Here is a 24,240-nt window from a genome sequence, read left to right on the forward strand (position 1 = left end):
GACGGCTCTCCGGTCGCAGCACGGCGAGCGGGCCACGGCAACCGCCGCGGCCTGCGGCCGGAAGGGGCGACGCCCGGGCACCCACGGCGATACCGCGCAGGCTCCGGCTCCGGAGCGGCGCCGAGGGGAGGCACGATGACAGCGGATCATCTCCGGGTGGCCCTGGGGGGCGTACCCGACCCGGACTGGCTGGACGAGGCGCTGCGGCAGGTGGCGGCCGACCCGGCCACGATCACCCGGTTCTTCCCGGCCGCCGGCCGGCGCTGCGGTCGGGAAGCCCTGCCCGACGCGCCCGGCTGGACCGCCGACGAGGCCGCCCGCGCGCTGCTGCTCACCGCCCTGCCCACCGACCACGCCGGGTACGCCGACGCCCTCTACCGGCGCGGTGACGCGGCCGAGAAGCGGGCGGTGCTCAAGGCGCTGCCGCTGCTGCCGATCGGTGCGGCGGGGGTGCCCCTGCTGCACGACGCGATCCGCACCAACGACACCCGGCTGGTCGCCGCCGCGCTCGGCCCGTACGCCCGGCACCTCGACGCCGCCGCGTGGCGGCAGGCGGTGCTGAAGTGCGTCTTCACCGGGGTGCCGCTCGCCGTCGTGGCCGACCTCGACAGCCGCGCCGACGGCGAGCTCGCCGTGATGCTCGGCGGTCTCGCCGACGAACGGCACGCGGCCGGGCGGGACATGCCCGCCGACGCCACCGACCTGCTCGACCGGCTCACCGCCGGCTCCGGCCGACCCACCGCCCGGGAGGCGTGATGCGCATCTTCGACCCGCACATCCACATGACCTCGCGCACCACCGACGACTACGAGCGGATGGCCGCGGCCGGCGTCCGGGCGGTGGTGGAGCCGGCGTTCTGGCTCGGGCAGCCGCGCACCGGCCCCGCCTCCTTCACCGACTACTTCGACTCGCTGATCGGCTGGGAGCCGTTCCGGGCCGGGCAGTTCGGCGTGCGGCACCACGCCACGATCGCGCTGAACCCGAAGGAGGCGAACGATCCGCGCTGCCGCCCGGTGCTCGAGCTGCTCCCTGACTACCTGGAGAAGGACGGCGTGGTGGCGGTCGGCGAGATCGGGTACGACTCGATGACCCCGGAGGAGGACGAGGTGTTCGCCGCACAGCTGGCGCTCGCCGTGGCGCACGAGCTGCCGGCGCTGGTGCACACCCCGCACCGGGACAAGGCCCGGGGCGTGGAGCGCAGCCTCGCGGTGGTCCGCGAATCCGGCATCGAGCCCGGCCGGGTGGTGCTCGACCACCTCAACGAGGTGACCGTGCCACTGGCCCGGGACTCCGGCTGCTGGCTCGGCTTCTCCATCTACCCGGACACGAAGATGTCACCACCGCGGATGGTGGAGATCCTGCGGGAGCACGGCACCGAGCGGATGCTGGTCAACTCGGCGGCCGACTGGGGCCGGTCGGACCCGCTGCTCACCCGGGCCACCGGCGAGGCGATGCTGGCGGCCGGATTCAGCGACGACGACGTCGACCGGGTGCTGTGGCGCAACCCGGTGGAGTTCTACGGCCAGTCCAAACGGCTCGACCTGGACCCCGCCGACCTCGCTGCGCCGAGCGCCACCTTCGCCGGTAACTCGATCCTGCGCGGGGGGAGCTGATGCGGCTGCGACACACGTCCGGTGAGCTCGTCCACCTCGGCTACTGCACCAACGTGCACCCCGCCGAGGACCTCGCCGGCATCCTCGCGCAACTCGACACCTACGCCCTGCCGGTCCGACAGGAGCTCGACTCCGACCTGCTCGGCCTGGGGCTCTGGCTGGCCGCCCCGGTCGCCGCCGAGCTGGCCGCCGAGCCGGCCGCCCGCCGCCGGCTGCGGGCCGAGCTGACCGCGCGGGGCCTGGAGGTGGTCACCCTCAACGGCTTCCCGTACGCGGCCTTCCAGGCCCCGGTGGTCAAGGGTGACGTCTACCACCCGGACTGGACCACCCCGCAGCGGCTCGCCTACACGCTGAACCTGGCGCGGATCCTCGCCGATCTGCTCCCCGACGACGCGGCCCGGGGCTCCATCTCCACCCTGCCGCTGGCGTGGCGCTCGCCGTGGGACGCCGACCAGGCCGGGGCGGCCCGGGAACGGTTGGACCAGCTCGCCGCCGGGCTGGCCGAGGTGGAGCGGGAGACCGGCCGGCGGATCCGGGTCGGGTTCGAACCGGAGCCCGGCTGTCTGGTGGAGAGCACGAGCCAGGCCGCTGCCCTGCTGTCCGCGATGGACACCGAGCGGCTCGGCGTCTGCGTCGACCTCGCGCACCTCGCCTGTGCCTGGGAGGAGCCGGCTGCGGCGCTGGCCCGGTTGCGGGCGGCCGGCCTGCCGGTGGTGAAGGTGCAGGTGTCGGCCGCGTTGGAGACGACCGATCCGGTCGGCTCGGCCGAGGCGCTGCGGCGCTGGGTGGAGCCGCGCTTCCTGCACCAGACCCGGGCCGACGGCTGCGCGGGCGGCCACGACCCGGCCGATCCGGCGTACGCGGCGGACGACCTCGACGCCGCGCTCGACGCGCGGCTGCCGGGGCGGTGGCGGGTGCACTACCACGTGCCGCTGCACGCGCCGCCCGAGGCGCCGCTGGAGTCCACCGTCGGCGTGCTGCGCGCCGCCCTCGCCGAGCTCTTCACCGGCCCGGACGCGGGCTGCGACCACCTCGACGTGGAGACGTACACCTGGGGGGTGCTGCCGCAGGCGCGGCGCCCCCGCACCGACGCGGAGCTGGCCTCGGGGATCGCCGCCGAGCTCGCCTTCGCGCGGGCCGAGCTGACCGCGCTCGGCCTCGTGCCCGTCGACCGGTCGGGTCCGGCGGGAGTTCTGGATCAGGGATCGCCGCGCGGCGGCGTCGAGCGGAGCGAGGTGCCGGCATGAGTCGTCGTCTGGTCGTGCTGGACGTGGTGGGGCTGACCCCCCGGCTGCTGGCGCACATGCCGCGGCTGCGGGCCGTCGCCGAGCGGGGCTTCCAGGCGGAGCTGGGCACCGTGCTGCCCGCGGTGACCTGCTCGGTGCAGTCCACCTTCCTGACCGGGGAGCCGCCCGCGGGGCACGGCGTCGTGGGCAACGGCTGGTACTTCCGGGAGCTCGGCGAGGTGCTGCTCTGGCGGCAGCACAACGCCCTCGTGGGCGGGGAGAAGCTCTGGCAGGCGGCCCGGCGGGTCGAGCCCGGCTACACGGTGGCCAACGTCTGCTGGTGGTACGCGATGGGCGCGGACGTCGACTGGACGGTCACGCCACGGCCGATCTACCACGCGGACGGGCGCAAGGACCCGGACTGCTACACCGACCCGCCGCAGCTGCACGAGGCGCTCACCGGGCGGCTCGGCACCTTCCCGCTCTTCAGCTACTGGGGGCCGGGCGCCGGGCTGGCCTCCTCCGCCTGGATCTGCCGGGCGGCCGAGCAGATCCTCGCCGACCAGGCGCCGGATCTGACCCTGGTCTACGTGCCGCACCTCGACTACGACCTGCAGCGGCACGGCCCCTCCTCGCCGCAGGCGGCGGCCGCGGCGGCGGAGCTGGACGGGGTGCTCGGCCCGCTGCTCGACGCCGCGCAGGCCCGGGACGCGACGGTGGTGGTGCTCTCGGAGTACGGCATCACCGATGTGTCCCGCCCGGTGGACGTCAACCGGCTGCTGCGGGCCGAGGGGCTGCTGCGGGTGCACACCCAGGCCGGCATGGAGTACCTGGACCCGTGGACGTCGCGGGCGTTCGCGGTCGCCGACCACCAGGTCGCGCACGTCTACGTGCGGGACCCGGCGGACGTGCCGGCGGTGGCGAAGCTCTGCGCCGGCCTGCCCGGGGTGGCGGAGGTGCTGGAGGCCGAGGGGAAGGCCGCGTACGGGCTGGACCACCCGCGCGCCGGCGAGTTGGTGCTGGTGGCGGAGCCGGACGCCTGGTTCACCTACTACTACTGGCTGGACGACGACCGGGCACCGGACTTCGCCCGGCTCGTGGAGATCCACCGTAAGCCCGGGTACGACCCGGCCGAGCTCTTCTTCGACCCGGCCGCCCCGGCGGCGGCGAAGCGCCGGGCGGCCGTGGCCCTGGCCCGTAAGAAGCTCGGCATGCGCTACCTGATGAGCGTGGTCGGGCTGGACGCGGGCGCGCGGGCGGTACGTGGTTCGCACGGGCGGCTGCCGGCTGACCCGGCGGACGGGCCGGTGCTGCTCTGCTCGGACCCGAGCGCGACCCGGGAGCGTCTCGCGGCGACGGATGTGAAGTCGCTGCTGCTGGAGCTCGCCGGGCTGGGCGGGGCCACGAAGGGGGACACCCGGTGACGGTCACGGTTGCGCCGACCGACGTGAGCGGCCTGCGGGCGCGCTTCGACGCCGAGTTGGCCGCGTTCCTCGACCGCCAGGGGCCGGACTGGCCGGACGGCGCGCCGCGCGGCGTCTTCACGGCGTTGCAGCGGTTCGTGCTGGCCGGCGGGAAGCGACTGCGCCCGCTCTTCTGCTACTGGGGCTGGCGCGGGGGCGGTGGTCAGGACGGCGTCCCCATCGTGATGGCCTCGGCCGCCCTGGAGCTGTTCCACGCGTTCGCCCTGATCCACGACGACATCCTCGACGGCAGTGACCGCCGCCGGGGTGAGCCGTCGGTACACCGGCTCTTCGCCGACCTGCACGCCCGCTCGTCGTGGCGGGGCGACCCGGAGGCGTACGGGCGCAACACCGCGCTGCTCTGCGGGGATCTCTGCGCCGCCTGGTCGGACCAGATGTTCCACGAGTGCGGCCTCCCCACCGAGCAGGTGCACCGGGGGTACGCGATGTTCGCGCTGATGCGTACGGAGGTGATCGCGGGGGAGTACCTGGACCTCGTCTCCGGGGTCGGGGACGGCTCGGTGGCCAGTGCCCTGACGGTGATCCGGATGAAGGCCGCCCGTTACACGGTCACCCGGCCGTTGCAGATCGGTGCGGCGTTGGCCGGCGGGTCGCCGGAGCTCATCGAGGCGTTCGCCGAGTTCGGTGATCCGCTGGGTGACGCGTTCCAGCTCCGGGACGACGTGCTCGGCGTCTTCGGTGATCCGGCGGTCACCGGCAAGTCGATCCTCGACGACCTGCGTGAGGGTAAGCCGACGGTGATGATGGCGCTGGCCCGCAGCGTCGCCGACCGGGCGCAGACGGCCCGGCTGCGGGAGCTCTTCGGCAACCCGGAGCTGGACGCCGACGGCGCGGCCGAGCTGCGTGAGTTCATCGAGGCGACCGGCGCGCGGACGCGGATCGAACAGATGATCCGGGTGCGTACCGAGCAGGCGTTGACCGCGCTCGAACAGGCGCCGGTGGACGGCGAGACCCGTTCGGCTCTGGTCGGCCTCGCCGAGCAGGCGATCGACCGCCGCTCCTGACCGGCCCCGACCCGTCGACTTTCCGCCGATCGAGCGAAAGTCCGGCTCGGCTCGGCAGAAGGTATAGACACATTCAAGTGTCTAAATTAGTGTCGTGGTCAATACCACACTGTTTCGTCGAGGTGAACCGGCGGCGCGGTAACCCATCGACTGGTGACCCTCCGTGCGGGTGGCTCCACCGTCGGAGTGCTCACGGCGCGCCGGACCGGCACCCCGGCGGCCCCCACCGCACAGCCCGCTACGGCCCCGGCGCGTCGGCGCGCGCCCCGCCCTGGCAGTCAGTCGTCAGGAAGGGACAGCCAAACCATGTCCAGATCGGACAACCTCCACCACCGCCCCCGACGATGGTTCACCGCCGGTTCGGCCCTGCTGCTGGTCGCCGCGGCCGGCACGGTCGCCCTCGGCGCCGGCCCCGCCGCCCTCGGCGGCCCCACCCCCGCACAGGCGCACCCGATCAACGCCACCGACTTCCAGCAGGTCGAACTCGCCCGCGGCGTCGCCGAGATGGGTGAGCCGATGTCGCTGGCCGTGCTGCCGGACCGCTCGGTGCTGCACACCGCGCGCAACGGCACCCTGCGCCGCACCGACGCGAACGGCACCACCACGGTGATCGGCAACATCGCCGTCTACACGCACGACGAAGAGGGGCTGCAGGGCGTCGGGGTCGACCCGAACTTCGCCAGCAACCGGCAGATCTTCCTCTACTACGCGCCGCCGCTCTCCACCCCCGGCGGGGACGCCCCGGCCACCGGCACCGACTTCTCCGCCTGGCAGGGCGTCAACCGGCTCTCCCGGTTCACACTGAACGCCGACTTCACGCTCAACCAGGCCAGCAAGGTCGACGTCCTCGACGTACCGGCCGACCGCGGGCTCTGCTGCCACGTCGGTGGCGACATCGACTTCGACGCCGCCGGCAACCTCTACCTCTCCACCGGCGACGACACCAACCCGTTCGACTCCGCCGGCTACGCGCCGATCGACGAGCGCACCAACCGCAACCCCGGGTTCGACGCGCAGCGCAGCGCCGGCAACACCAACGACCTGCGCGGCAAGATCCTCCGGATCAAGGTGAACGCGAACGGGACGTACTCGATCCCGACCGGCAACCTCTTCGCGCCCGGCACGACGGGCGCCCGCGCCGAGATCTACGCGATGGGCTTCCGCAACCCGTTCCGGATCAGCGTGGACAAGGCCACCGGCGTCGTCTACGTCGGCGACTACGGGCCGGACGCCGGCTCGACCAGCTCCACCCGGGGCCCAGCCGGTCAGGTCGAGTTCAACCGGGTCGCCGGCCCGGGCAACTACGGCTGGCCCTACTGCACCGGTACGAACACCAGCACCGAGACCTACAACGAGTGGAACTTCGCCACCAACGCCACCGGCCCGAAGTTCAACTGCACCGGCGGCCCGACGAACAACTCGTTCCGCAACACCGGCCGGGGCACGCTGCCGCCCGCCCAGCCCGCCTGGATCCGCTACGGCGGCGACGCCGGCAGCCCCTCCGAGTTCGGCGGTGGGTCGGAGTCCCCGATGGGCGGCCCGGTCTACCGGTACAACGCCGCCAACCCGTCGACCACGAAGTTCCCGCAGTCCTTCGACGGCCAGTTCTTCGCCACCGAGTTCGGCCGCGGCTGGATCAAGCCGATCCACGTCAACACCGACGGCTCCCGGGGCACCATCGACACCTTCCCGTGGGTCGGCAAGCAGGTGATGGACTCGGCCTTCGGCCCGGACGGCGCGTACTACGTCCTCGACTACGGCACCGGCTACTTCAACGGGGACGCGAACTCCGCGCTGTACCGCTTCGACCACATCGGCGGCGGCAACCGTGCACCCACGGCCCGGGCGGCGGCCGACAAGACCTCCGGCGCCGCACCGCTGACGGTCGCCTTCTCCTCGGCCGGCTCCTCGGATCCGGAGGGCTCGGCGCTGACCTACCAGTGGGCGTTCGGTGACGGCACCACCTCCACGGCGGCCAACCCGACGAAGACCTACACCGCCAACGGCACGTACACGGCGACGCTGACCGTACGCGACCCGCAGGGCGCCACCGGCAGCGCCAGCGTGGCGATCAGCGTGGGCAACACCGCGCCCACGGTGACCATCATCAACCCGGGCAACGGCAAGCTCTTCTCCTTCGGCGACGCGGTGCCGTTCAGCATCACGGTCACCGACCCGGAGGACGGCACGATCGACTGCACCAAGGTCAAGATGACCTACGTGCTCGGGCACGACCAGCACGGTCACCAGATCACCTCGCAGAACGGCTGCTCCGGCACCATCACCATCCCGGTCGACGGTGAGCACGACTACGCGGCCAACATCTTCGCCATCTTCGACGCCGAGTACACCGACGCGGGCGGGCTGACCACGCACACCCAGCACATCCTCCAGCCCCGCCACCGCCAGGCCGAGCACTTCAAGACCTCGTCGGGGATCAACACCTTCGACAAGGCCCCGGCCGAGGGCGGCAAGACCGTCGGCGACATCAACAACGGCGACTGGATCGCCTTCGAGCCGTACCAGGTCGGCAACGTGACCTCGTTCACCGCCCGGGTCTCGTCGGCCGGCGCCGGCGGCACCCTCCAGCTGCGGACTGGCTCGGCCACCGGCACGGTGATCGGCTCGGCCACGGTGCCCGTCACCGGCGGCTGGGAGACCTTCACCACCGTCACCGGCACCGTCGCCAATCCGCCCGCCGGCACCACCACGCTCTACCTGACCTTCGCCGGGTCGGGCACCGGCGCGCTCTACGACGTGGACACCTTCACCCTGAACACCGGCGGCGCAGGCACGCCCGGCACCGGCCCGATCCGGGGCCTGGCGAGCAAGTGCCTCGACGTGCGCAGCGGCGCGACCGCCGACGGTACGCAGGTGCAGCTGTACACGTGTAACGGGAGTGCGGCGCAGTCGTGGTCGGTGACGTCGAATTCGACGGTTCGGGCGTTGGGTAAGTGTCTGGATGTGTCGGGTGGTGGTTCGGCGGACGGTACGAAGATTCAGTTGTGGACGTGTAATGGTTCGGGTGCGCAGAACTGGTCGGCGCAGGCGGATGGGACGTTGCGTAATCCGCAGTCGGGTAAGTGTCTGGATGTGTCGGGGAACAACTCGGCCGACAGCACTCCGGTGCACCTGTGGGGTTGCACGGGTGCGGCGAACCAGAAGTGGATCCTGCCCTGATTTGAGCGGAGGGGCCCCACCGACGCACGACGATGTGCCCGGGGCCCCTCCCGACCGATCTGAGGAGAGCTGAGATGCGCAGACTTCTGCGATCCGTCCTCGGTGGGGCCACCGCCGCCCTCGCCGTCATCGCCTGCACCAGCCCCGCCACCCCGGCCAGCGCGGCCGACACCCCGTACGACGTGCTGGTCTTCTCCAAGACCGCCGGCTTCCGGCACGACTCGATCGCGGTCGGCACCCAGGCCATCCGCGACCTCGGCGCGGCGAACAGCTTCACGGTCACCGCGACCGAGGACGCCGCCGCCTTCACCACCGGCAACCTCGCCCAGTACGAGGCGGTGGTCTTCCTCAACACCACCGGCGACGTGCTCAACGCCGGCCAGCAGACCGCCTTCGAGCAGTACATCGGCTCGGGCGGCGGCTACGTCGGGGTGCACGCCGCCGCCGACACCGAGTACGGCTGGTCCTTCTACGGCAACCTGGTCGGGGCGTACTTCGCCTCGCACCCGGCCATCCAGCAGGCCAACGTGAAGGTGGAGAACCGGGCGCACGCGGCGAGCGCGCACCTGCCGCAGACCTGGACCCGCACCGACGAGTGGTACAACTACCAGACCAACGCCCGCTCGACGGCGCGGGTGCTGGCCACCCTCGACGAGTCGTCCTACTCGGGCGGCGGGATGGGCGCCGACCACCCGCACTCCTGGTGCAAGACGTACAACGGTGGCCGGGCCTTCTACACCGGTGGCGGTCACACCCAGGCGTCGTACGCCGAGCCCGCGTTCCGCGCCCACCTGCTCGGCGGGATCCGCTACGCGGCCGGCCGCACCAAGGCCGACTGCCGGCCCGAGACCGGCTACACCACGCTCTACAACGGCTCGACCGCCGGCTGGTCACAGGCCGGGCCGGGCAGCTTCACCAACACCGACGCCACCCTCACCTCGGTCGGTGGCATGGGTCTGTTCTGGCACAGCGCGAAGCAGTTCACCAACTACTCGCTCAAGCTGGACTGGCGGATGGCCGGCGACGACAACTCCGGGGTCTTCATCGGCTTCCCACCGTCGAGTGACCCGTGGTCCGCGGTCGACAACGGGTACGAGGTGCAGATCGACGCCACGGACGCGGCCGACCGGACCACCGGCGCGGTCTACACCTTCAAGTCCGCCGACCTCGCGGCCCGGGACGCGGCGTTGAACCCGCCGGGGGAGTGGAACAACTACGAGCTGCTCGTCGAGGGGGAGCGCCTCCAGGTCTTCCTCAACGGCGTGAAGATCAACGACTTCACGAACACCAACCCGGCCCGCTCGCTCGCCGGGCACATCGGCCTGCAGAACCATGGCACCGGCGACGACGTCTCGTTCCGCAACGTGCGGATCAAGGAGCTCGGCGGTACGCCTCCGCCGGGCGGCAACCTCACCGTCCAGGCCGAGGCGTTCAGCTCGGCCAGTGGGGTCAGCGCGGTCGGCAAGGGTGGCGCGAACGGTGGCCAGACCCTCGGCTACGTCGAGCCGGGCGACTGGGCCGCGTACAACGGGCTCGACCTGACCGGCGCGACGTCGTTCCGGGCGCGGGTGGTCTCCGGCGGCCCGGGCGGCACCATCCAGGTGCGGACCGGTTCGACCACCGGTCCGGTGCTCGGCTCGGTGGCGGTGCCGAACACCGGCGGCTGGAACACCTTCGCCGATGTCACCACGACCCTCTCCGGCGTGCCGTCCGGCGCGCAGAACCTCTACCTGACCTTCACCGGGTCGGGCGGCGGCCTCTTCGACGTGGACGACTTCACGCTGGTGAAGGGGGGCGGGGGCACGCCCGGCACGGGTCCGGTCCGGGGTCTCGCCGGGAAGTGTCTCGACGTGCGCAACAGCGGCACGGCGGACGGTACGCAGGTGCAGCTGTACACGTGTAACGGGAGTGCGGCGCAGTCGTGGTCGGTGACGTCGAATTCGACGGTTCGGGCGTTGGGTAAGTGTCTGGATGTGTCGGGTGGTGGTTCGGCGGACGGTACGAAGATTCAGTTGTGGACGTGTAATGGTTCGGGTGCGCAGAACTGGTCGGCGCAGGCGGATGGGACGTTGCGTAATCCGCAGTCGGGTAAGTGTCTGGATGTGTCGGGGAACAACTCGGCCGACAGCACTCCGGTGCACCTGTGGAGTTGCACGGGTGCGGCGAACCAGAAGTGGATCCTGCCCTGACGTAACCCCCTGAGGGGCGGCCCCGCGCCGGCGTACCATCCGGCGCGGGGCCGCCCCGCCCCTCGTGGTTGATCATGAGGTTGGTGGGGCCGTGGGAGATCGAAACCGCCGCCAACCTCATGATCAACGAGAACGCCGGTGGGGTGGGGAGGCGGGGCCTTCCGTGTCGGTGCCGGCGGCCATAGAGTGGGGACGGCGACCGTTGACGGTGGCCGGCGACCCGGCGGGAGGCGCAACCCGGCGGGCCCAGGTGTGTCCCGCACCCGCCGGCTCCCCGCCCACGGCCCCGCCTGGACACCGGTTCGGCCGGTCACCTCGCCCCGGTCCGCCCGTACGGAATCCCCATCACCACAGGGGAGAGAAGGACAATGGCGCGACCCATCACGCTCTTCACCGGCCAGTGGGCCGACCTTCCGTTCGACGAAGTGTGCCGGCTCGCCTCCGAGTGGGGGTACGACGGCCTGGAGATCGCCTGCTGGGGCGACCACTTCGAGGTCGACAAGGCGCTGGCCGACGACTCGTACGTCGAGCGCAAGCGGGAGACCCTCGCCAAGCACAACCTGAAGGTCTACACGATCTCCAACCACCTGGTCGGTCAGGCCGTCTGCGACCACCCCATCGACGAGCGGCACCAGGACATCCTGCCCGCCCGGATCTGGGGCGACGGCGAGCCGGAGGGGGTGCGCCGGCGCGCCGCCGAGGAGATCAAGGACACCGCTCGCGCGGCCGCGAAGCTCGGCGTGAAGACCGTCGTCGGCTTCACCGGCTCGTCGATCTGGCACACCCTGGCGATGTTCCCGCCGGTGCCGCCGTCGATGATCGAGCGCGGCTACCAGGACTTCGCCGACCGGTGGAACCCGATCCTCGACGTCTTCGACGAGGTCGGCGTGCGCTTCGCGCACGAGGTGCACCCGAGCGAGATCGCGTACGACTACTGGACGACGAAGCGCACGTTGGAGGCGATCGGCCACCGGCCCGCGTTCGGGCTGAACTGGGACCCGTCGCACTTCGTCTGGCAGGAGCTGGACCCGGTCAACTTCATCTTCGACTTCGCCGACCGGATCTACCACGTCGACTGCAAGGACGCGAAGGTGCGTACCGGTGACGGCCGGCGCGGCCGGCTCTCCTCGCACCTGCCCTGGGCCGACCTGCGCCGCGGCTGGGACTTCGTCTCCACCGGCCACGGCGACGTGCCCTGGGAGGACTGCTTCCGCGCGTTGAACGCGATCGGCTACGACGGGCCGATCTCGATCGAGTGGGAGGACGCCGGCATGGACCGGCTCGTGGGCGCCCCGGAGGCGCTCCAGTTCGTCCGCCGGCTCGCCTTCGACGCCCCGGACGCCGCGTTCGACGCCGCGTTCAGCAGCAAGGACTGAGCGAGGCCGCAGGTCCGGGCCGGCGCTCGCCGCCGACCGGAGACGTCACGGGCCCGACCGCCGAGTTGGCGGCCGGGCCCGTACGCGTCGCGATCAGAGGGTGTTGCCGGTGCCGCCCGAGCCGGACGGCTTGGCGGAGGTCGACCTGGTGGCCGCGCCGCCCGCCGACGAGTTGGTGCCGGACTTCGCGCCGACGGCGGCCGGCGAGCCGGCGAAGGCGTCGTCGGCGGCGGTCATGCCGTGCTTGCTGCCGTTGCCGCTGAGCTTCTCACCCAGCTTGGTCTGGCCGATCTTGTCCTTGCCCTCGCTGTAGAGCCGGGTCGCCTGGGCCTGCGCCACGCCCGCCGCCTCCTGCACGGTGGGGTGGTCGAGCACCTTACGGCCCCGGATCATCAGCTCCTCGTACTTCTCCCGGCCGGCGCGGGCACCCAGGACGAATCCCGCAGCCAGCCCGCCAAGAAACATCAGTTTTCCGCGCATGGCGGCTCCTTCCGTACCTGACGCGCCGTCGCCCCCGGGCTCGCGCCCGAGCGTACGCCGTCTCGCGCCTGCGTTCTGTCGTCCGCAGCTAACTACCCATCCTGCTCTGCGCTCATGCCTGCTTGTGCCGTGATGGCGATTTGCCCGAATTACTACTTCTGGGAACCGCCCGGCTCGCTGTCCGCCGCCCGCACCTCCGGCGCGGTAACCCCCTGGACCAACACCCCCTGGAGTCCTGTACGCTTGTCCCCGTCGCACGGTGCCGGAGAGATCCGAAACCGAGCAATGGCAGTCCCCTGTAGCTCAATTGGCAGAGCAGCCGGCTGTTAACCGGCAGGTTATTGGTTCGAGTCCAATCGGGGGAGCCAACCGTCCCGCCCGTCGGCCCTGCCGGCGGGCGTTCGTCGTTCTGCCCGTCACCCGAACGGGTCTCGCCACTTCGCAGCCCTCGGTGCTGGTGCCCAATTCGCCCGTTCCGCCCGAACTGCCCGGGTCGGCCCGGCACGATGGTCCGTGTCGGCGTCAGGGATCGACCACGCCGATCGGTGCGTCGACTCACGGGTGGGAGCGGATGTCCGGAGCGCTGGGTCGCAGCCGGGCCACCCTGATCGCGCTCGTCGTGGTGCTGGCGTGGCTGGTCGTCGGCGGGGTCGCCGGCCCGTTCTCCGGACGGCTGGGCGACGTGGCCACGAACGACAACGCCGCGTTCCTGCCCGCCGACGCGGAGGCCACCCGGGCCCAGGAGCGCTCCCGCGGCTTCGTCCAGCAGGAGACCACGCCCGCCCTCGTCGTCTACGAACGCACCACCGGCCTCACCGAGGCGGACAGGCGGAAGGTGGCCGCCGACGCGGAGCGCTTCGCCCAGGTGCCGGGGGTGGTCAAACCGCTGCCGCCGCCCATCCCCAGCGCCGACGGGCAGGCGCTGCAGGTCGTCGTACCGATCGACGACGCCGAGGGCGAGCGGATCGGCACGGTCGTCGAGCAGCTGCGCGACATCACCGGCGACGGTGGCGGCGGGCTACGGGTGGACGTCGCCGGGCCGGCCGGCCTGCTCGCCGACCTGATCGAGGTCTTCTCCGCCATCGACGGGGCGCTGCTGCTGGTCACCCTCTGCGTGGTGCTGGTGATCCTGCTCGTGGTCTACCGCAGCCCGGTGCTCTGGGTCTTCCCGCTGCTCGCGGCCGGGATGTCGTACGCCCTGGCGTCGCTCTTCGTCTACCTGCTCGCCGACGCCGGCCTGATCACCCTCAACGGACAGGCGCAGGGCATCCTCACCGTGCTCGTCTTCGGCGCCGGCACCGACTACGCGTTGCTGCTGGTGGCCCGCTACCGCGAGGAGCTGCACCGGCACGAGCGCCCGTGGGGCGCGATGCGGGCCGCGTGGCGGGGCGCCGCCCCCGCCGTCATCGCCTCCGGCGGCACCGTCATCCTCAGCCTGCTCTGCCTCCTGCTCTCCAGCCTGAACTCGAACCGGGCGCTCGGCCCGGTCGCCGCCGTCGGCATCGCCGCGACCCTGCTGGTGATGCTCACGTTCCTGCCGGCGCTGCTGGTGCTCGGCGGCCGGTGGGCGTTCTGGCCCCGACAGCCCCGGTACGACCCGACCACCACGCAGCTCGAGCACGGGATCTGGAGCCGGGTGGCCGGCTTCGTGGCCCGCCGCGCCCGCCCGGTCTGGCTGCTCACCGCCGTCGGCCTGGGCGTGCTCGCGATCGGCCTCACCCAGCTCAGCACCACCACGCTGGGCCAGTCCGACCTCTTCACCAAGCGCACCGACTCGGTGGCCGGTCAGGACGTGATCGCCCGGCACTACCCGGCGGGAACCGGCAGCCCGGCCACGATCATCGTCAACGAGGGCGCCGCGCCCCGGGTCACCGAGGCGGCCCAGGGCACCCGCGGGGTGGCCGAGGTCCGGCCCGTCACCCGAGCGCGGGCGGCGGGTTCCGGACCGCCCGGCCCGCCGCTGGTGGTCGACGGCCGGGTCCAGCTCGAGGTGACGCTCGCCGACCCACCGGACAGCACGGGCGCGGAGCGGACCATCCGCGACCTGCGCGCGGCGGTGCACCGGGTGCCGGACGCGGACGCCGTGGTCGGCGGGTTCACCGCCACCAACGTGGACATCACCACCGCCGCCGAACGGGACCAGAACGTCATCATCCCGGTCGTGCTGGCGGTCATCGCCGTCATCCTGGCCCTGCTGCTCCGCGCCCTGCTCGCCCCACTCCTGCTCATCGCGACGGTGCTGCTCTCGTTCACCGCCACCCTCGGGCTCTGCGGCCTGCTCTTCCGCCACGTCTTCGACTTCCCGGGCGTCGACGCCGCGTTCCCGCTCTTCGCCTTCGTCTTCCTGGTCGCCCTCGGCATCGACTACAACATCTTCCTGATGAGCCGGGTCCGCGAGGAGTCGGTGCGACGCGGCACCCGGGCCGGTGTCCTGGCCGGCCTCGCGGTCACCGGCGGCGTGATCACCTCTGCCGGCCTCGTGCTCGCCGCGACCTTCTCCTCCCTCACCGTGCTGCCCCTCGTGGTCCTGGTCGAGCTGGGTACCGCGGTCGCGGTCGGCGTGCTCATCGACACCGTCGTCGTCCGCTCGCTGCTGGTGCCGGCGCTCGCGTACGACATCGGGCCGACCATCTGGTGGCCGGGCCGGCTGGCCCGGACGAGCCGTGCGGAAGGGCGGACGTGATGCCGGCTGAGACGGACGTGGTCATCGTCGGCGGCGGGCTCGCCGGGCTCGCGGCCGCCCGCCGGCTGCACCGCGCCGGCGTGCCCTGGCGGCTGCTGGAGGCCGGCGGCCGGCTCGGCGGCCGGATCGCCACCGACGAGGTCGACGGCTACCTGCTGGACCGTGGCTTCCAGGTGCTGAACACCGCCTACCCCCGGCTCGGTGCCCTGCTCGACGTGACCGGCCTGCGCCTCGGCCACTTCACCTCCGGTGTGCTGGTCCGCAAGGGCGACCGGCTGATCCGGCTCGTCAACCCGCTACGCCAACCGGCCGCCGCGCCGGGCGCCGCGCTCGCCGAAATCGGTTCGCTGCTCGACCGGCTCCGGCTCGCCGCGCTGGCCGGCGGCTGCGCCGTCCTGCCCGCCGGCCGACTGCTCGCCGCCCCGGAAACCACCACCGAGGTCGCGCTGCGCCGCGCCGGACTCTCCGACGCGTTCATCGAGGAGCTGGTCCGCCCGTTCCTCTCCGGCGTCTTCATCGACCGGGAACTGGAGACCTCCAGCCGGGTCCTCGCGATGATCCTCCGCTCGTTCGCCCGCGGCCGGATCGGCCTGCCTGCCGAGGGAATGGCGGCGCTGCCCCGGGCGGTCGCCACGCCACTGCCGGCCGACCTCGTCGACCTGAACACCCCGGTCACCGAGGTCGCTCCCGGGCGGGTCCGCACCCAGGCCGGCGAGATCCGCTGCCGCGCCGTCGTGGTCGCCGTCGACCCGCCTACCGCGGCCAGGCTGCTGCCGGCCCTGACGACGGTACGGATGCACAGCTACACGACCTACTACCACAGCACCGAAGAGGCCCCGGTCGACGAGCCGATCCTGCTCCTCGACGGTGATCGCCGGGAGCTGATCGCCAACACGGTGGTGGTGAGCCGGGCCGCGCCCACGTACGCGCCGGCCGGGCGGCACCTGGTGGCCACCTCGGTGGTCGGCCCCACGCCCCCACCCGAGCCGGCCGTACGCCTCGAACTGACCCGCCTCTACGGACGCTCCACAGCCGACTGGACCCACCTGACCACGGTCACCGTTCCCCAGGCGCTACCCGCCGCGCCCCCGCCGCAGGGGCGGCTACGCAAGCCGGTGGCGCTCGGTGGCGGGCTCTTCGTCGCGGGCGACCACCGGGACAGCCCGTCCATCCAGGGAGCGTTGACGAGCGGCTGGCGGGCCGCTGGAGCGGTCCTCACGGAGCTGCGGTTCGGGGGAGACCCGGGGCGCGGCCGCTGACTCTCCCCGCCGGTCCCTCGCGGCCTTCCGGGGCATTTCCGGGGTGCCCTCGGGCGTCTTCCGTGGTCCTCGGGGTGCGAGGGCGGGGTGCGGGACGCCGTCCCGGTCGGCTCACTGCGCGCTGTTATTCTCGCGTTGCCCATCGTGCTGCTGTTCCGGCGACGCCGATGAGTGACGGCGCCGGTTCCGCCCCTGGCCGATGATCCACCTGCCAGGATAAAATCCGGCGCGGTGCCGGGGCGGTAGCTCAGCCGGTTAGAGCAGGGGACTCATAATCCCTCGGTCGCGGGTTCGAGTCCCGCCCGCCCCACAAACCGTTTTCCCTGGTCAGCCATGCTGCCGGTGGCCAGGGCGGACCGCGTCGAGGTCTGGACCGACGCCCTCAGTCCGCAGCAGCACGACCCGCCGCCCGGTCAAGGCGGCCCGCAAGCGGGCCGCGCCGGACGCGCTCGGCCTGCTGGCGGCGCAAGCGCCGGCATCGGCCCGCGCGCCGGCCGAATGAAGGGCATGCCTCCGGCGGGGGCCAGACGACTCCGAGATGGAGTTGCCGAACGTTTCCGGTTCGTGGGTGGTGGGATGGCAGCAGAGGTTGGCTCAAGTGCCTGACCGAGCACGCCGTAGCCCTTCTATACAGGTCGTAGGCGGTCGAGAATCCTTCGGGCCTCGTCGCGCACCCCGGCGTCTTCATCCATCGCTAGGTCCCGAAGGTGCTTGGTCAGGCGGTCTGCGCCCGCGGGCGTCATCCAGTCAGAGTTGCAGTCCAAAGCAGCCTGGATCTCGTCGGCGGTGGCTTCGTCGGCGGCATAGCTACGGGCTAACAGCACAAGGCGTAGGCCCATGGCGTCTATGCGTTCCAGCAGCGCCTTGGCCGTTTCCCAAGTCACCGCAGTGTCTTGGGGATCTAAGAGAAGGCGGTGGAGGATGTCGGCTACCTCGTCGATTCCGCGAGATCTCGCAAGATGCCGCCCGGCTGCGGCGCGAACTGACCAGGTAGGCGAGTCGGCATCTCTGATCGCTGTGCCCAGTTCTTGATCGTCGGAGAACACCATGCCTCCAGACTGCCAGGGGTGCTGCCACTGGCGCTGACCAGCGACCTGCAAGGCAGAGGCCGGCCAACTGACCACCTCGTGGCAGCGAGCAGTCCGCATCCGGTCCGCAAGAGGTCGACGGGGGGTGGGGGAGCGGTGAGAGATGTCGAGAGGTGTTTCCGCTGGTGGGAGGCCACTTGTGCAGGTCGCAGGATCGCCCATCTTGATCTCATAATCCCTCGGTCGCGGGTTCGAGTCCCGCCCGCCCCACCACACGAAACCCCTGGTGAGCTTCGGTCCCGGTCGCGCTCTGGGCGTGCAAGTTCGGGGAAGTTGTCCCCTCCTGGGCGGCCGACCGAACAACTTCCCTGAAGTTGCTGCGTCCTCCGCTGCGCGGCGTCCGCTAGGTGATGCTTCGGGCCTCGTCGGCGCGGATCACCCGGGTGGTGGGATCGGCGCTCTCGGGCGTCCGGAGCCGATCGGTCAGCAGGAATTCGGGCAGCGCGAAGTCAACCGCGTGCTCCTGCTCGGAGAGTACGAACGTTCCACCTTGCTCCTCGGGTTGCCAGCCGTGCAGCAGGGCGTAGTCGATGACGGCCCGCACGTCGGCCGACGTCGGATAGGCGGTGTCGGTCGCGCACGCGCCCCAGGGTGAGCCCCAGGTCACCGAGAGCAGGTCGGCCTGGAGCGCCCGGCTCGTCTTTCCCGCTCCCCAGACCCGGAGTCGGATGCACCGGTGGCAGTCGCCGCTACCCGACATGTGCCGGATCCTCGCGCTCCACACGAAGGTCCGGGCATCGATCCGCAGCTGCCGCAGTCGCGTCCGCACGTGGATCACCTCCGCGGGCGATCTTGCCGCAGCCGTGCGAGCCGCCGCGCCGATTTTTCGCGGCACTCTCAAAGGGTCCGGTGCCTATCCGACGTACCAGTCGAACAGCTCCCATCCGGGCGGTGTCGCCATGACGAGCAGCATGATCACGCCGGCGATGCTCACCACGCCGAGCAGACGCCATCGGCGGTCCCGTGCCCGGAAATCGGCCGAAGCCAGCAGCGGTAGCGCCACCAGGAGGCAGAGCAGCCCCGGAACGAAGCCCACACCGACTGCGGTGACCGCCGGCCAGGACCAGGCGGGCGGGGCCTGCTCGGGGAAGTAGGCGGCGTCAGTCACCAGGTACGTGACCACGGCGTAGCCGTAGGCCAGCAGGACGGTCACCTGTACCGACACGGTTGCCCAGACCCATCGGCCGGTGCCCGTCGACGCCTTCACCGTCGTCTGCATCGCAGCAGGATAGGCGGCGATGCCCGCCGATAGCCCACAGGACGCTGCCGAGCACCGTCGGCTCCACCCACTTCAACGTGCGCGTCGACCCGTTCCTGCCGGCCGGTCCCCACTCGGCGAAGGTCATGGCCCGTTCCGAGCCGGAGGCGAAGTAGTCGGTCATCATGCGCCCGCCGGACCCCTTGATCGACTCGGCTTCCGTGAAGTCGGGGCATCACGCGGCCGGGACACGCCGACATCAAGGAAACCGAGTCGATCATCGGCGCGCACGGTGCGATGAGCGGACGGGGCCGCGGCGCTGCTCCGCGGCGGAAGAGCGGCCCCGGTGGTCGGGGCCGCCCCGTTCAGGCAACCCCGACGACCGGTGACCGATTCGGTCAGCCCTTGACGATCTCGTCGATGAGCGTGGCCAGCTCACCCGGGCGGGCGAGGTGGGGGGAGTGGCCCGTGGGGATCCGGTGGGTGGCGTTCGCGCGGGTCGCCATCTGCTCCTGCAGCTCGACCGGGAGCGAGGCGTCCCGCTCGGTGAGGACGTAGGTGGACGGGAGGGTGTGCCACGCGGCCCGGGTCACGCGGTCGGCCCACGGCTGGAGTCGCTGCTCGACGAGGTTGCTGATGGCCTGCTCGGCCACCGCATCGGGGACGTCGGCGTAGAGCTGGGCGCGCGGGTCCGAGCCGATCGGGAAGAGGCCCTCCGCCGAGTCGGGGTCGGGCATGCCGTGCAGGGTGAACATCGACTCGTTCACGTCGGGCACGTAGGCAGCCAGGTAGACGAGGTGCCGGACGTTGCTCAGCCCGGCGATCCCCTCGGTGGCCGGGATGCCACCGTACGAGTGGGCCACGACGACGACCGGACCGTCGATCGCCTCGACCGCCGCGCGGATCGCCTCGGCGTCGTCCCGCAGGCCGCCACGCGGGTCGGGGCCGGTCGTCGGCAGTTTCACCGCACGGCTGGCGTAGCCGAGGGTGTCGAGCTCGCCGCGCAGCAGGTCGAAGGTGGACGGGAGGTGCCAGGCGCCCGGTACGAGCACGAGGGTGGGCCGCTGAGGGGTCACGATGCTGTCTCCGCATGAACAGGCGATTAGGTCGGAATCTACGAGACGTACTGTCGAGACAAAGTGTCTCGCGTAAGCGTATGGCCTCGCCCCTAAACTCGCCCTATGGCCTCTGTCACCCGTCGCTCCTCAAGCAGGGCAAACCGCCGGGCGACCGCCGACGCCAAGATCCTTGAGGCGACCGAGCGATTGCTGGCGAGCGGCGCGAGCTTCACCGAACTGGGTGTGCAGCGCATCACGGCCGAGGCCGGCGTCGTCCGCTCGACCTTCTACCTGCACTTCCGCGACAAGAACGAGCTGCTGCTGCGGCTCATCGAGCCCCTCGCGGACGGGGCCTTCGACCTGATCAGCTCGACCACCATCGACATGGGCCTCGAAGGCATCGTGGCGGTCATGATCCAGGACATCCGCTACTACCGGGAACGGCGACACCTGCTGGCCGCCGTGCTCGAGGTCGCCGGCTACGACGCCGTGGTGCGGGAGTTCTGGAACAGCCAGATCCAGCGCTTCACCGACCTGGCCGAGGTGTGGCTGCGCGCCGAGCAGGAGGCCGGCCGCACCGCGCGCGACCTGGAGCCGGCCACGGCCGCCCGGGTGCTCACCTGGGGCGGTTTCCAGGTGCTGGCCAACCACGTGCTGAGCGGCCCCGAGAGCCAGGACGAGACCGTGGCGCGGGAGATCGCCCAGCTCGAGTGGTACGGCGCCTTCCGCCGCCCCGCCCAGGCGTGAGCCGGGTCGACCGGGGCGTCCGGGTGGGAGCGATGACAGGACCGACGGTCGGGCTCGACGTCGTACGCGATGCGTTGGCCGAGGCGTGTCCCGGAATCGGAATCATGGGCATCCGCCGACTCGACGCCGGTTACACCAGCCGGCAGTGGGTCGCCGACACGGACGAGGGCCCGTTGCTCGTCAAGACGCCGGTGCGGAACGCGGACCCCGAGCACCTGCGGCGGTTGATCGCCACCACCCGTCGGGCTGCGGAGGGCGGCATCCCCGTGGTGCGGTTCCGCGCTTTCGTGCCCCGCAGCGGGCTCCTCGACGCGCCGCTGCTCGTGCAGGAGTACCAGGACGGTGTGCCCGCCGACGAGGCGTGGGCGGCGATGAGCTCGGCCCAGCGGCTGAGCTTCGCCGAGGCCCTCGGTGAGCTCGTGGGGCGGCTCCACTCCTGCGCCGGCCCCTGGTTCGGCGACGTGTTCGGCATCCGGAAGCACCCGGATGTCCGGAGCTTTCTGCACGCCCTCGTCGACGATCGGCTCGCGGAGGCGCCCGCGGACCTCACCTCGGCCGGGCGCGACGGGCTCGCCACCGCGCTGCACCGCGCCGTCGACGCGGTGCCGTCCAACGGCGTACCGGCGCTGACCCACGGAGACCTGTGGCGGCAGAACGTCGTCCTGCGCGCCGGGCGGATCGCCTGCCTGCTCGACTTCGAGCACGGGCTGTACGCGGACCGTTTCCTCGACTTCGGCAAGCTCGACGAGCACGTCTTCGACGCGTACCCCGAGGGGCGCCGGGCGTTCCTCGACGCGTACGACGAGGTGTGCCCGCTGCCGGACGACTGGCAGGCGCGGGTACGGCTCGCGCGCGCCGTCCACGCGCTGTCGATGGCCGTCTACTTCCTGCGCTGGACCCCCGAGTACGCGCCGCAGTACGTGGGCGAACTGGAGGAGTGGCTCGCCGAGCGGGCGTGACCGGCACTGTCGGAGTCGGTCGGGGTCGGCCGCTACCCGGGCCCGCCGAACTTGCCCCTGATCGCGTGCGCGGTCTCCGTCACCTCGCCGGTCTCCACGAGCTGTTTCAGCCGGCGCAAGTTGGCGGCCACCTCGGCGGCCGGAGGCTTGCCGATCAGCACCAGCGCGGCGTGGCCGAGCCTGCCCAGCGGCATCTCCAGCACCTCGTGGACCTCCGTGCGCGCCGGGTCGACGACGGCGGCGAACCGCACCGTCCAGCGCGCTCGCAGCCCGGGCGGCCCCGTCGTCTCGTAGCGGATCAGCTCGTTCGTACGCCCCTCGGTCAGCCGGATCATGGACCGCACCCGGACGCCGAACGGGCCGGCGATCGTCCAGCGGAACGTCGCGGGGGCGACCCGCTCGATCGCCGTGACGTCGCCGAGGAACCGCGGCAGGTTCTCCAGGTCGTGATAGAAGCCGTAGACGTCCGCGACGGGGCGCTCGATGGTCACGCTCGCCTCGACCAGGTGCGGGCCCGGACGGGACGGGTGGCTCATCGCTGCCTCCGACAGTTTCGCTCGACTCCGCCGCGCCGCCCCGGGCGAGACGCGCACCGAGAGTGGCCCGACCCCCGGCCGGCAGCGCTTGCCCGCGGGCCGGCCCGCTAAACCGGGGCGCGCGGAGAACACCTCGACCGGCGCGCCCGCTCGTCACCGTCGGCGGCGGTTCGGATGGTCAGGCCCCGGTCGATCGGCCGGAAGTCGACCGCAGGACCGGTGTCGCAACCCGCCCTGTCCGATAGCTGACAGGACGCCGGGGGTCGTCGCGTCGCACTGTTGTAGCAGGTGAGAGGCGTGCGGATGGCGGGCCACATCCGATTCCTCCGGCCCGGTGGCGACAGCAGCGTCGCGCCGGTGCCGTGATCACCGGGCCCGGCCCCGCCGCCGCGGCGGCACCGGCGTAGCGCAGCGCCGGCCCGTACGCACCGACGAGGTCGCGGCCGGTGGAGACCGTCCCGGGCGCCCGGGACCGCCACCTTCGACACCGACGTCGCCACCCTCGCCGCCGTACGTCGGGCGCGCCCTGACGCCGCTCGACCCGAACGGGGCCACCGCGATCCGAGTCCGGCGCAGCGCCGCAGCACACCTCGACGCGAACCGGCCGGCCCGACGCGCGTAGCGCCCACCCGGGGAACCCGCGGGAGCACCGACGCGCCCGGCGGCCCCGGTCGTTGCCGCAACCGACGACAGTCCGCCGGCACCGGTCACGAGCCGGTCCGGCGTCGAACAAGGAAGGAGGGGCCGGCATGGCCGCTCCCACCGCGTCCGCATCCCTGAACGCATCGATCTACTCACCCGGTGACCAGATGAGCCTCACCGTCACCTACGGCGACGCCGACACCAGACCGCTGACCCTCACGATCGTGGTCACCGACGCACAGGGCAACAGCAGCGCGCCGGTCCGCGTCGCCGCGGTCATCGACCCGCTCACCGTCACCGTCACCGACGACTCCGGCCGCACCTGGACCCGGCTGTCGGACAACGGCACGGTGGCCGTCTACCGGGCGGTGGCGTGATGCCCCGGGTGACTGTCACGGTGCGCGACTCCGGTGGGCGCACCGCCACCGCCAACGCCGACTACACCATCGCCCAGCCGGTGCTCGGCGGCTACTACCTCTCCGGTGGCGCCGACCCGACGGCCGACATGGCGGGCGGCAACTTCCGCTCGCTCACCCAGTACCGCAGCTTCGCCGACGGCTACATCTTCCCCGGCTACCAGCGACCGTGGCTGACCACCCTCGGCAAGTCGGGTATCAAGATCAATATGGTGCTGGAGCTGAAGCACTACGGTGCGCCGAACGCGGGACCGCAGACCTTCACCGTGGACGGCACCTCCTACACCGTCCCCGCGCCCGCGATGACCATCCAGCAGCGTCCGGGGACGACCTGGCCCAAGGCGTACGGCTACGGCCAGGTGCTCGCCGGGCAGTGCGACGGGCTCTTCGCCCGAGCCCTGTCCCAGTACCGGACGCTCGGCTTCCCGGTGAACATCCAGCTCGCCTCGGAGCTGGACACCGACCACGAGTTCGGCACCAGCGAGGCGGGCAAGGCCTACACCTGGGCCGAGTCGGACGCCCGGGCGGTGCAGGCGGTGACGTACATGGTGAACTGGTTCAGGGGCCGGGCACTGCCCGCCGGCACCACCTTCTCCGTCGGGCTGGGCGGCTTCGACCGGGCCTGCTTCCAGCGCACCCACCCCGAGTCGCTGATGGCGCGCCTCGACCACCTGCAGTGGAACGTGTACGCGACCAACCCCGGCCACACCGCGCTCGACCGCTTCCGGCGTACGAAGGACTGGGCCGTGGCCGACCTCGGCCCGGTCGCGCTCTCCCGCCCGGTGATCATCGCCGAGTGGGGGGTGCGGGTGGCCGAGATCCCGAACCAGGCCGCCTGGATAGCCACCGTGCCGGCGGCGATCGCCAGGCTCAACGCCGAGCGGGGACCGCGAATCGTGCGGACCAACTACTTCAACTCCGGCTGGGGCACACTCTCCCCGAAGGCGACGGGCCTGTCGGCGCTGAAGGCCGCCTACGCCACCCGCCCGTACGTCTGAGGTGGGGCCGGCGGCGCCGGGCGGACCGGCCCGGCGCCGCCGCGGCTCACCGACGGTGCCGGCGGTGGGCTGCCGCTGCTGCCGGCGTCGACGGTGGTCGCGTG

20 protein-coding genes and 2 tRNA genes are annotated in these 24,240 nt (G+C 72.0%); 16 read left to right on the forward strand and 6 right to left on the reverse strand.

The genetic code is table 11. The features are described 5' to 3' along the window. Positions 1 to 135 precede the first annotated feature (135 nt). The 8 genes from D7044_RS27130 (at position 136) to D7044_RS27165 (ending at position 12,072) form a co-directional block, all read left to right on the forward strand. A complete protein-coding gene (locus D7044_RS27130; protein WP_120690566.1) occupies positions 136 to 756 on the forward strand; it encodes an EboA domain-containing protein in 621 nt (206 codons plus the stop codon). Further along, positions 756 to 1,613, forward strand: a complete 858-nt coding sequence (locus tag D7044_RS27135) for a TatD family hydrolase (protein WP_120678654.1) — start codon at positions 756 to 758, stop codon at positions 1,611 to 1,613. The genes D7044_RS27130 and D7044_RS27135 overlap by 1 nt, the downstream gene beginning before the upstream one ends. Further along, positions 1,613 to 2,860 carry a metabolite traffic protein EboE gene (gene eboE, locus D7044_RS27140; protein ID WP_120678652.1) on the forward strand — a complete coding sequence of 416 codons (1,248 nt, stop codon included), beginning with the start codon at positions 1,613 to 1,615 and terminating at the stop codon, positions 2,858 to 2,860. The genes D7044_RS27135 and eboE overlap by 1 nt, the downstream gene beginning before the upstream one ends. Beyond that, positions 2,857 to 4,263 carry an alkaline phosphatase family protein gene (locus tag D7044_RS27145; protein ID WP_199716778.1) on the forward strand — a complete coding sequence of 469 codons (1,407 nt, stop codon included), beginning with the start codon at positions 2,857 to 2,859 and terminating at the stop codon, positions 4,261 to 4,263. Before eboE ends, D7044_RS27145 begins: the two co-directional genes overlap by 4 nt. Further along, positions 4,260 to 5,327: a polyprenyl synthetase family protein gene (locus tag D7044_RS27150; RefSeq protein WP_120678649.1), complete on the forward strand. Its 1,068-nt coding sequence runs from the start codon at positions 4,260 to 4,262 to the stop codon at positions 5,325 to 5,327. Before D7044_RS27145 ends, D7044_RS27150 begins: the two co-directional genes overlap by 4 nt. Positions 5,328 to 5,633: 306 nt before the next feature. Further along, complete coding sequence (locus D7044_RS27155) at positions 5,634 to 8,507, forward strand: PQQ-dependent sugar dehydrogenase (RefSeq protein ID WP_120690568.1); 2,874 nt, start codon at positions 5,634 to 5,636, stop codon at positions 8,505 to 8,507. Positions 8,508 to 8,581: 74 nt separating this feature from the next. After that, positions 8,582 to 10,696 (forward strand): ThuA domain-containing protein, encoded by a 2,115-nt coding sequence (locus tag D7044_RS27160; protein ID WP_120690569.1) that lies wholly within the window; start codon positions 8,582 to 8,584, stop codon positions 10,694 to 10,696. A gap of 368 nt (positions 10,697 to 11,064) precedes the next feature. Beyond that, positions 11,065 to 12,072 carry a sugar phosphate isomerase/epimerase family protein gene (locus tag D7044_RS27165; protein WP_120678643.1) on the forward strand — a complete coding sequence of 336 codons (1,008 nt, stop codon included), beginning with the start codon at positions 11,065 to 11,067 and terminating at the stop codon, positions 12,070 to 12,072. Positions 12,073 to 12,165: 93 nt separating this feature from the next. On the opposite strand, the gene D7044_RS27170 is transcribed toward D7044_RS27165, so the two are convergent. After that, the gene (locus D7044_RS27170) at positions 12,166 to 12,552 is read right to left on the reverse strand and encodes a hypothetical protein (protein ID WP_120678641.1); all 387 of its coding nucleotides are present in this window, start codon (positions 12,550 to 12,552) and stop codon (positions 12,166 to 12,168) included. 292 nt (positions 12,553 to 12,844) lie between these two features. On the opposite strand from D7044_RS27170, the gene D7044_RS27175 reads away from it, so the two are divergent. The 4 genes from D7044_RS27175 to D7044_RS27190 all read left to right on the forward strand — a co-directional run bounded on the left by D7044_RS27175 (position 12,845) and on the right by D7044_RS27190 (position 16,804). Next, positions 12,845 to 12,920, forward strand: a tRNA-Asn gene (locus D7044_RS27175). 203 nt (positions 12,921 to 13,123) lie between these two features. Then, complete coding sequence (locus D7044_RS27180) at positions 13,124 to 15,235, forward strand: MMPL family transporter (RefSeq protein WP_120690570.1); 2,112 nt, start codon at positions 13,124 to 13,126, stop codon at positions 15,233 to 15,235. After that, entirely contained in the window at positions 15,235 to 16,494 is a 1,260-nt protein-coding gene (locus D7044_RS27185) for an NAD(P)/FAD-dependent oxidoreductase (RefSeq protein ID WP_120690592.1), read from the forward strand. Before D7044_RS27180 ends, D7044_RS27185 begins: the two co-directional genes overlap by 1 nt. Before the next feature lie 236 nt (positions 16,495 to 16,730). Further along, positions 16,731 to 16,804 (forward strand) — tRNA-Ile (locus D7044_RS27190). A gap of 316 nt (positions 16,805 to 17,120) precedes the next feature. On the opposite strand, the gene D7044_RS27195 is transcribed toward D7044_RS27190, so the two are convergent. The 4 genes from D7044_RS27195 to D7044_RS27210 all read right to left on the reverse strand — a co-directional run bounded on the left by D7044_RS27195 (position 17,121) and on the right by D7044_RS27210 (position 19,856). Beyond that, entirely contained in the window at positions 17,121 to 17,543 is a 423-nt protein-coding gene (locus tag D7044_RS27195) for a hypothetical protein (protein ID WP_233565139.1), read from the reverse strand. Between the two features lie 382 nt (positions 17,544 to 17,925). Then, on the reverse strand, positions 17,926 to 18,351 hold the full coding sequence (locus D7044_RS27200) for an integrase (protein WP_120690594.1): 426 nt from the start codon (positions 18,349 to 18,351) through the stop codon (positions 17,926 to 17,928). An 84-nt stretch (positions 18,352 to 18,435) separates the two neighbouring features. Beyond that, entirely contained in the window at positions 18,436 to 18,801 is a 366-nt protein-coding gene (locus D7044_RS27205) for a hypothetical protein (RefSeq protein ID WP_147434726.1), read from the reverse strand. A 377-nt stretch (positions 18,802 to 19,178) separates the two neighbouring features. Then, positions 19,179 to 19,856: an alpha/beta hydrolase gene (locus tag D7044_RS27210; protein WP_158610035.1), complete on the reverse strand. Its 678-nt coding sequence runs from the start codon at positions 19,854 to 19,856 to the stop codon at positions 19,179 to 19,181. 105 nt (positions 19,857 to 19,961) lie between these two features. Here D7044_RS27210 and D7044_RS27215 point away from each other — a divergent pair, with 105 nt between their 5' ends. Continuing rightward, positions 19,962 to 20,585 (forward strand): TetR/AcrR family transcriptional regulator, encoded by a 624-nt coding sequence (locus tag D7044_RS27215; protein WP_120690573.1) that lies wholly within the window; start codon positions 19,962 to 19,964, stop codon positions 20,583 to 20,585. 32 nt (positions 20,586 to 20,617) lie between these two features. Next, positions 20,618 to 21,544 carry a phosphotransferase family protein gene (locus tag D7044_RS27220; protein ID WP_147434727.1) on the forward strand — a complete coding sequence of 309 codons (927 nt, stop codon included), beginning with the start codon at positions 20,618 to 20,620 and terminating at the stop codon, positions 21,542 to 21,544. A gap of 32 nt (positions 21,545 to 21,576) precedes the next feature. On the opposite strand, the gene D7044_RS27225 is transcribed toward D7044_RS27220, so the two are convergent. Beyond that, positions 21,577 to 22,080: an SRPBCC family protein gene (locus D7044_RS27225; RefSeq protein ID WP_120690575.1), complete on the reverse strand. Its 504-nt coding sequence runs from the start codon at positions 22,078 to 22,080 to the stop codon at positions 21,577 to 21,579. Positions 22,081 to 22,829: 749 nt separating this feature from the next. Between D7044_RS27225 and D7044_RS27230 the strand changes: the two genes are divergently transcribed. Then, a complete protein-coding gene (locus tag D7044_RS27230; RefSeq protein ID WP_120690576.1) occupies positions 22,830 to 23,099 on the forward strand; it encodes a hypothetical protein in 270 nt (89 codons plus the stop codon). Further along, positions 23,099 to 24,136 (forward strand): hypothetical protein, encoded by a 1,038-nt coding sequence (locus D7044_RS27235; RefSeq protein WP_120690577.1) that lies wholly within the window; start codon positions 23,099 to 23,101, stop codon positions 24,134 to 24,136. The genes D7044_RS27230 and D7044_RS27235 overlap by 1 nt, the downstream gene beginning before the upstream one ends. The last annotated feature ends 104 nt before the right edge of the window (positions 24,137 to 24,240 follow it).

This window comes from Micromonospora musae (genome assembly GCF_003626635.1).
Classification (GTDB): Bacteria; Actinomycetota; Actinomycetes; order Mycobacteriales; family Micromonosporaceae; genus Micromonospora; species Micromonospora musae.

What these genes read in the sequence shown, in the direction of transcription:
- D7044_RS27130 (WP_120690566.1), top strand. Translation starts at nt 136, where the DNA reads ATGACAGCGGATCATCTCCGGGTGGCCCTGGGGGGCGTACCCGACCCG.
- D7044_RS27135 (WP_120678654.1), top strand. Translation starts at nt 756, where the DNA reads ATGCGCATCTTCGACCCGCACATCCACATGACCTCGCGCACCACCGAC.
- eboE (WP_120678652.1), top strand. Translation starts at nt 1,613, where the DNA reads ATGCGGCTGCGACACACGTCCGGTGAGCTCGTCCACCTCGGCTACTGC.
- D7044_RS27145 (WP_199716778.1), top strand. Translation starts at nt 2,857, where the DNA reads ATGAGTCGTCGTCTGGTCGTGCTGGACGTGGTGGGGCTGACCCCCCGG.
- D7044_RS27155 (WP_120690568.1), top strand. Translation starts at nt 5,634, where the DNA reads ATGTCCAGATCGGACAACCTCCACCACCGCCCCCGACGATGGTTCACC.
- D7044_RS27160 (WP_120690569.1), top strand. Translation starts at nt 8,582, where the DNA reads ATGCGCAGACTTCTGCGATCCGTCCTCGGTGGGGCCACCGCCGCCCTC.
- D7044_RS27165 (WP_120678643.1), top strand. Translation starts at nt 11,065, where the DNA reads ATGGCGCGACCCATCACGCTCTTCACCGGCCAGTGGGCCGACCTTCCG.
- D7044_RS27170 (WP_120678641.1), bottom strand. Translation starts at nt 12,552, where the DNA reads ATGCGCGGAAAACTGATGTTTCTTGGCGGGCTGGCTGCGGGATTCGTC.
- D7044_RS27180 (WP_120690570.1), top strand. Translation starts at nt 13,124, where the DNA reads ATGTCCGGAGCGCTGGGTCGCAGCCGGGCCACCCTGATCGCGCTCGTC.
- D7044_RS27185 (WP_120690592.1), top strand. Translation starts at nt 15,235, where the DNA reads ATGCCGGCTGAGACGGACGTGGTCATCGTCGGCGGCGGGCTCGCCGGG.
- D7044_RS27195 (WP_233565139.1), bottom strand. Translation starts at nt 17,543, where the DNA reads ATGGTGTTCTCCGACGATCAAGAACTGGGCACAGCGATCAGAGATGCC.
- D7044_RS27205 (WP_147434726.1), bottom strand. Translation starts at nt 18,801, where the DNA reads ATGCAGACGACGGTGAAGGCGTCGACGGGCACCGGCCGATGGGTCTGG.
- D7044_RS27215 (WP_120690573.1), top strand. Translation starts at nt 19,962, where the DNA reads ATGGCCTCTGTCACCCGTCGCTCCTCAAGCAGGGCAAACCGCCGGGCG.
- D7044_RS27220 (WP_147434727.1), top strand. Translation starts at nt 20,618, where the DNA reads ATGACAGGACCGACGGTCGGGCTCGACGTCGTACGCGATGCGTTGGCC.
- D7044_RS27225 (WP_120690575.1), bottom strand. Translation starts at nt 22,080, where the DNA reads ATGAGCCACCCGTCCCGTCCGGGCCCGCACCTGGTCGAGGCGAGCGTG.
- D7044_RS27230 (WP_120690576.1), top strand. Translation starts at nt 22,830, where the DNA reads ATGGCCGCTCCCACCGCGTCCGCATCCCTGAACGCATCGATCTACTCA.
- D7044_RS27235 (WP_120690577.1), top strand. Translation starts at nt 23,099, where the DNA reads ATGCCCCGGGTGACTGTCACGGTGCGCGACTCCGGTGGGCGCACCGCC.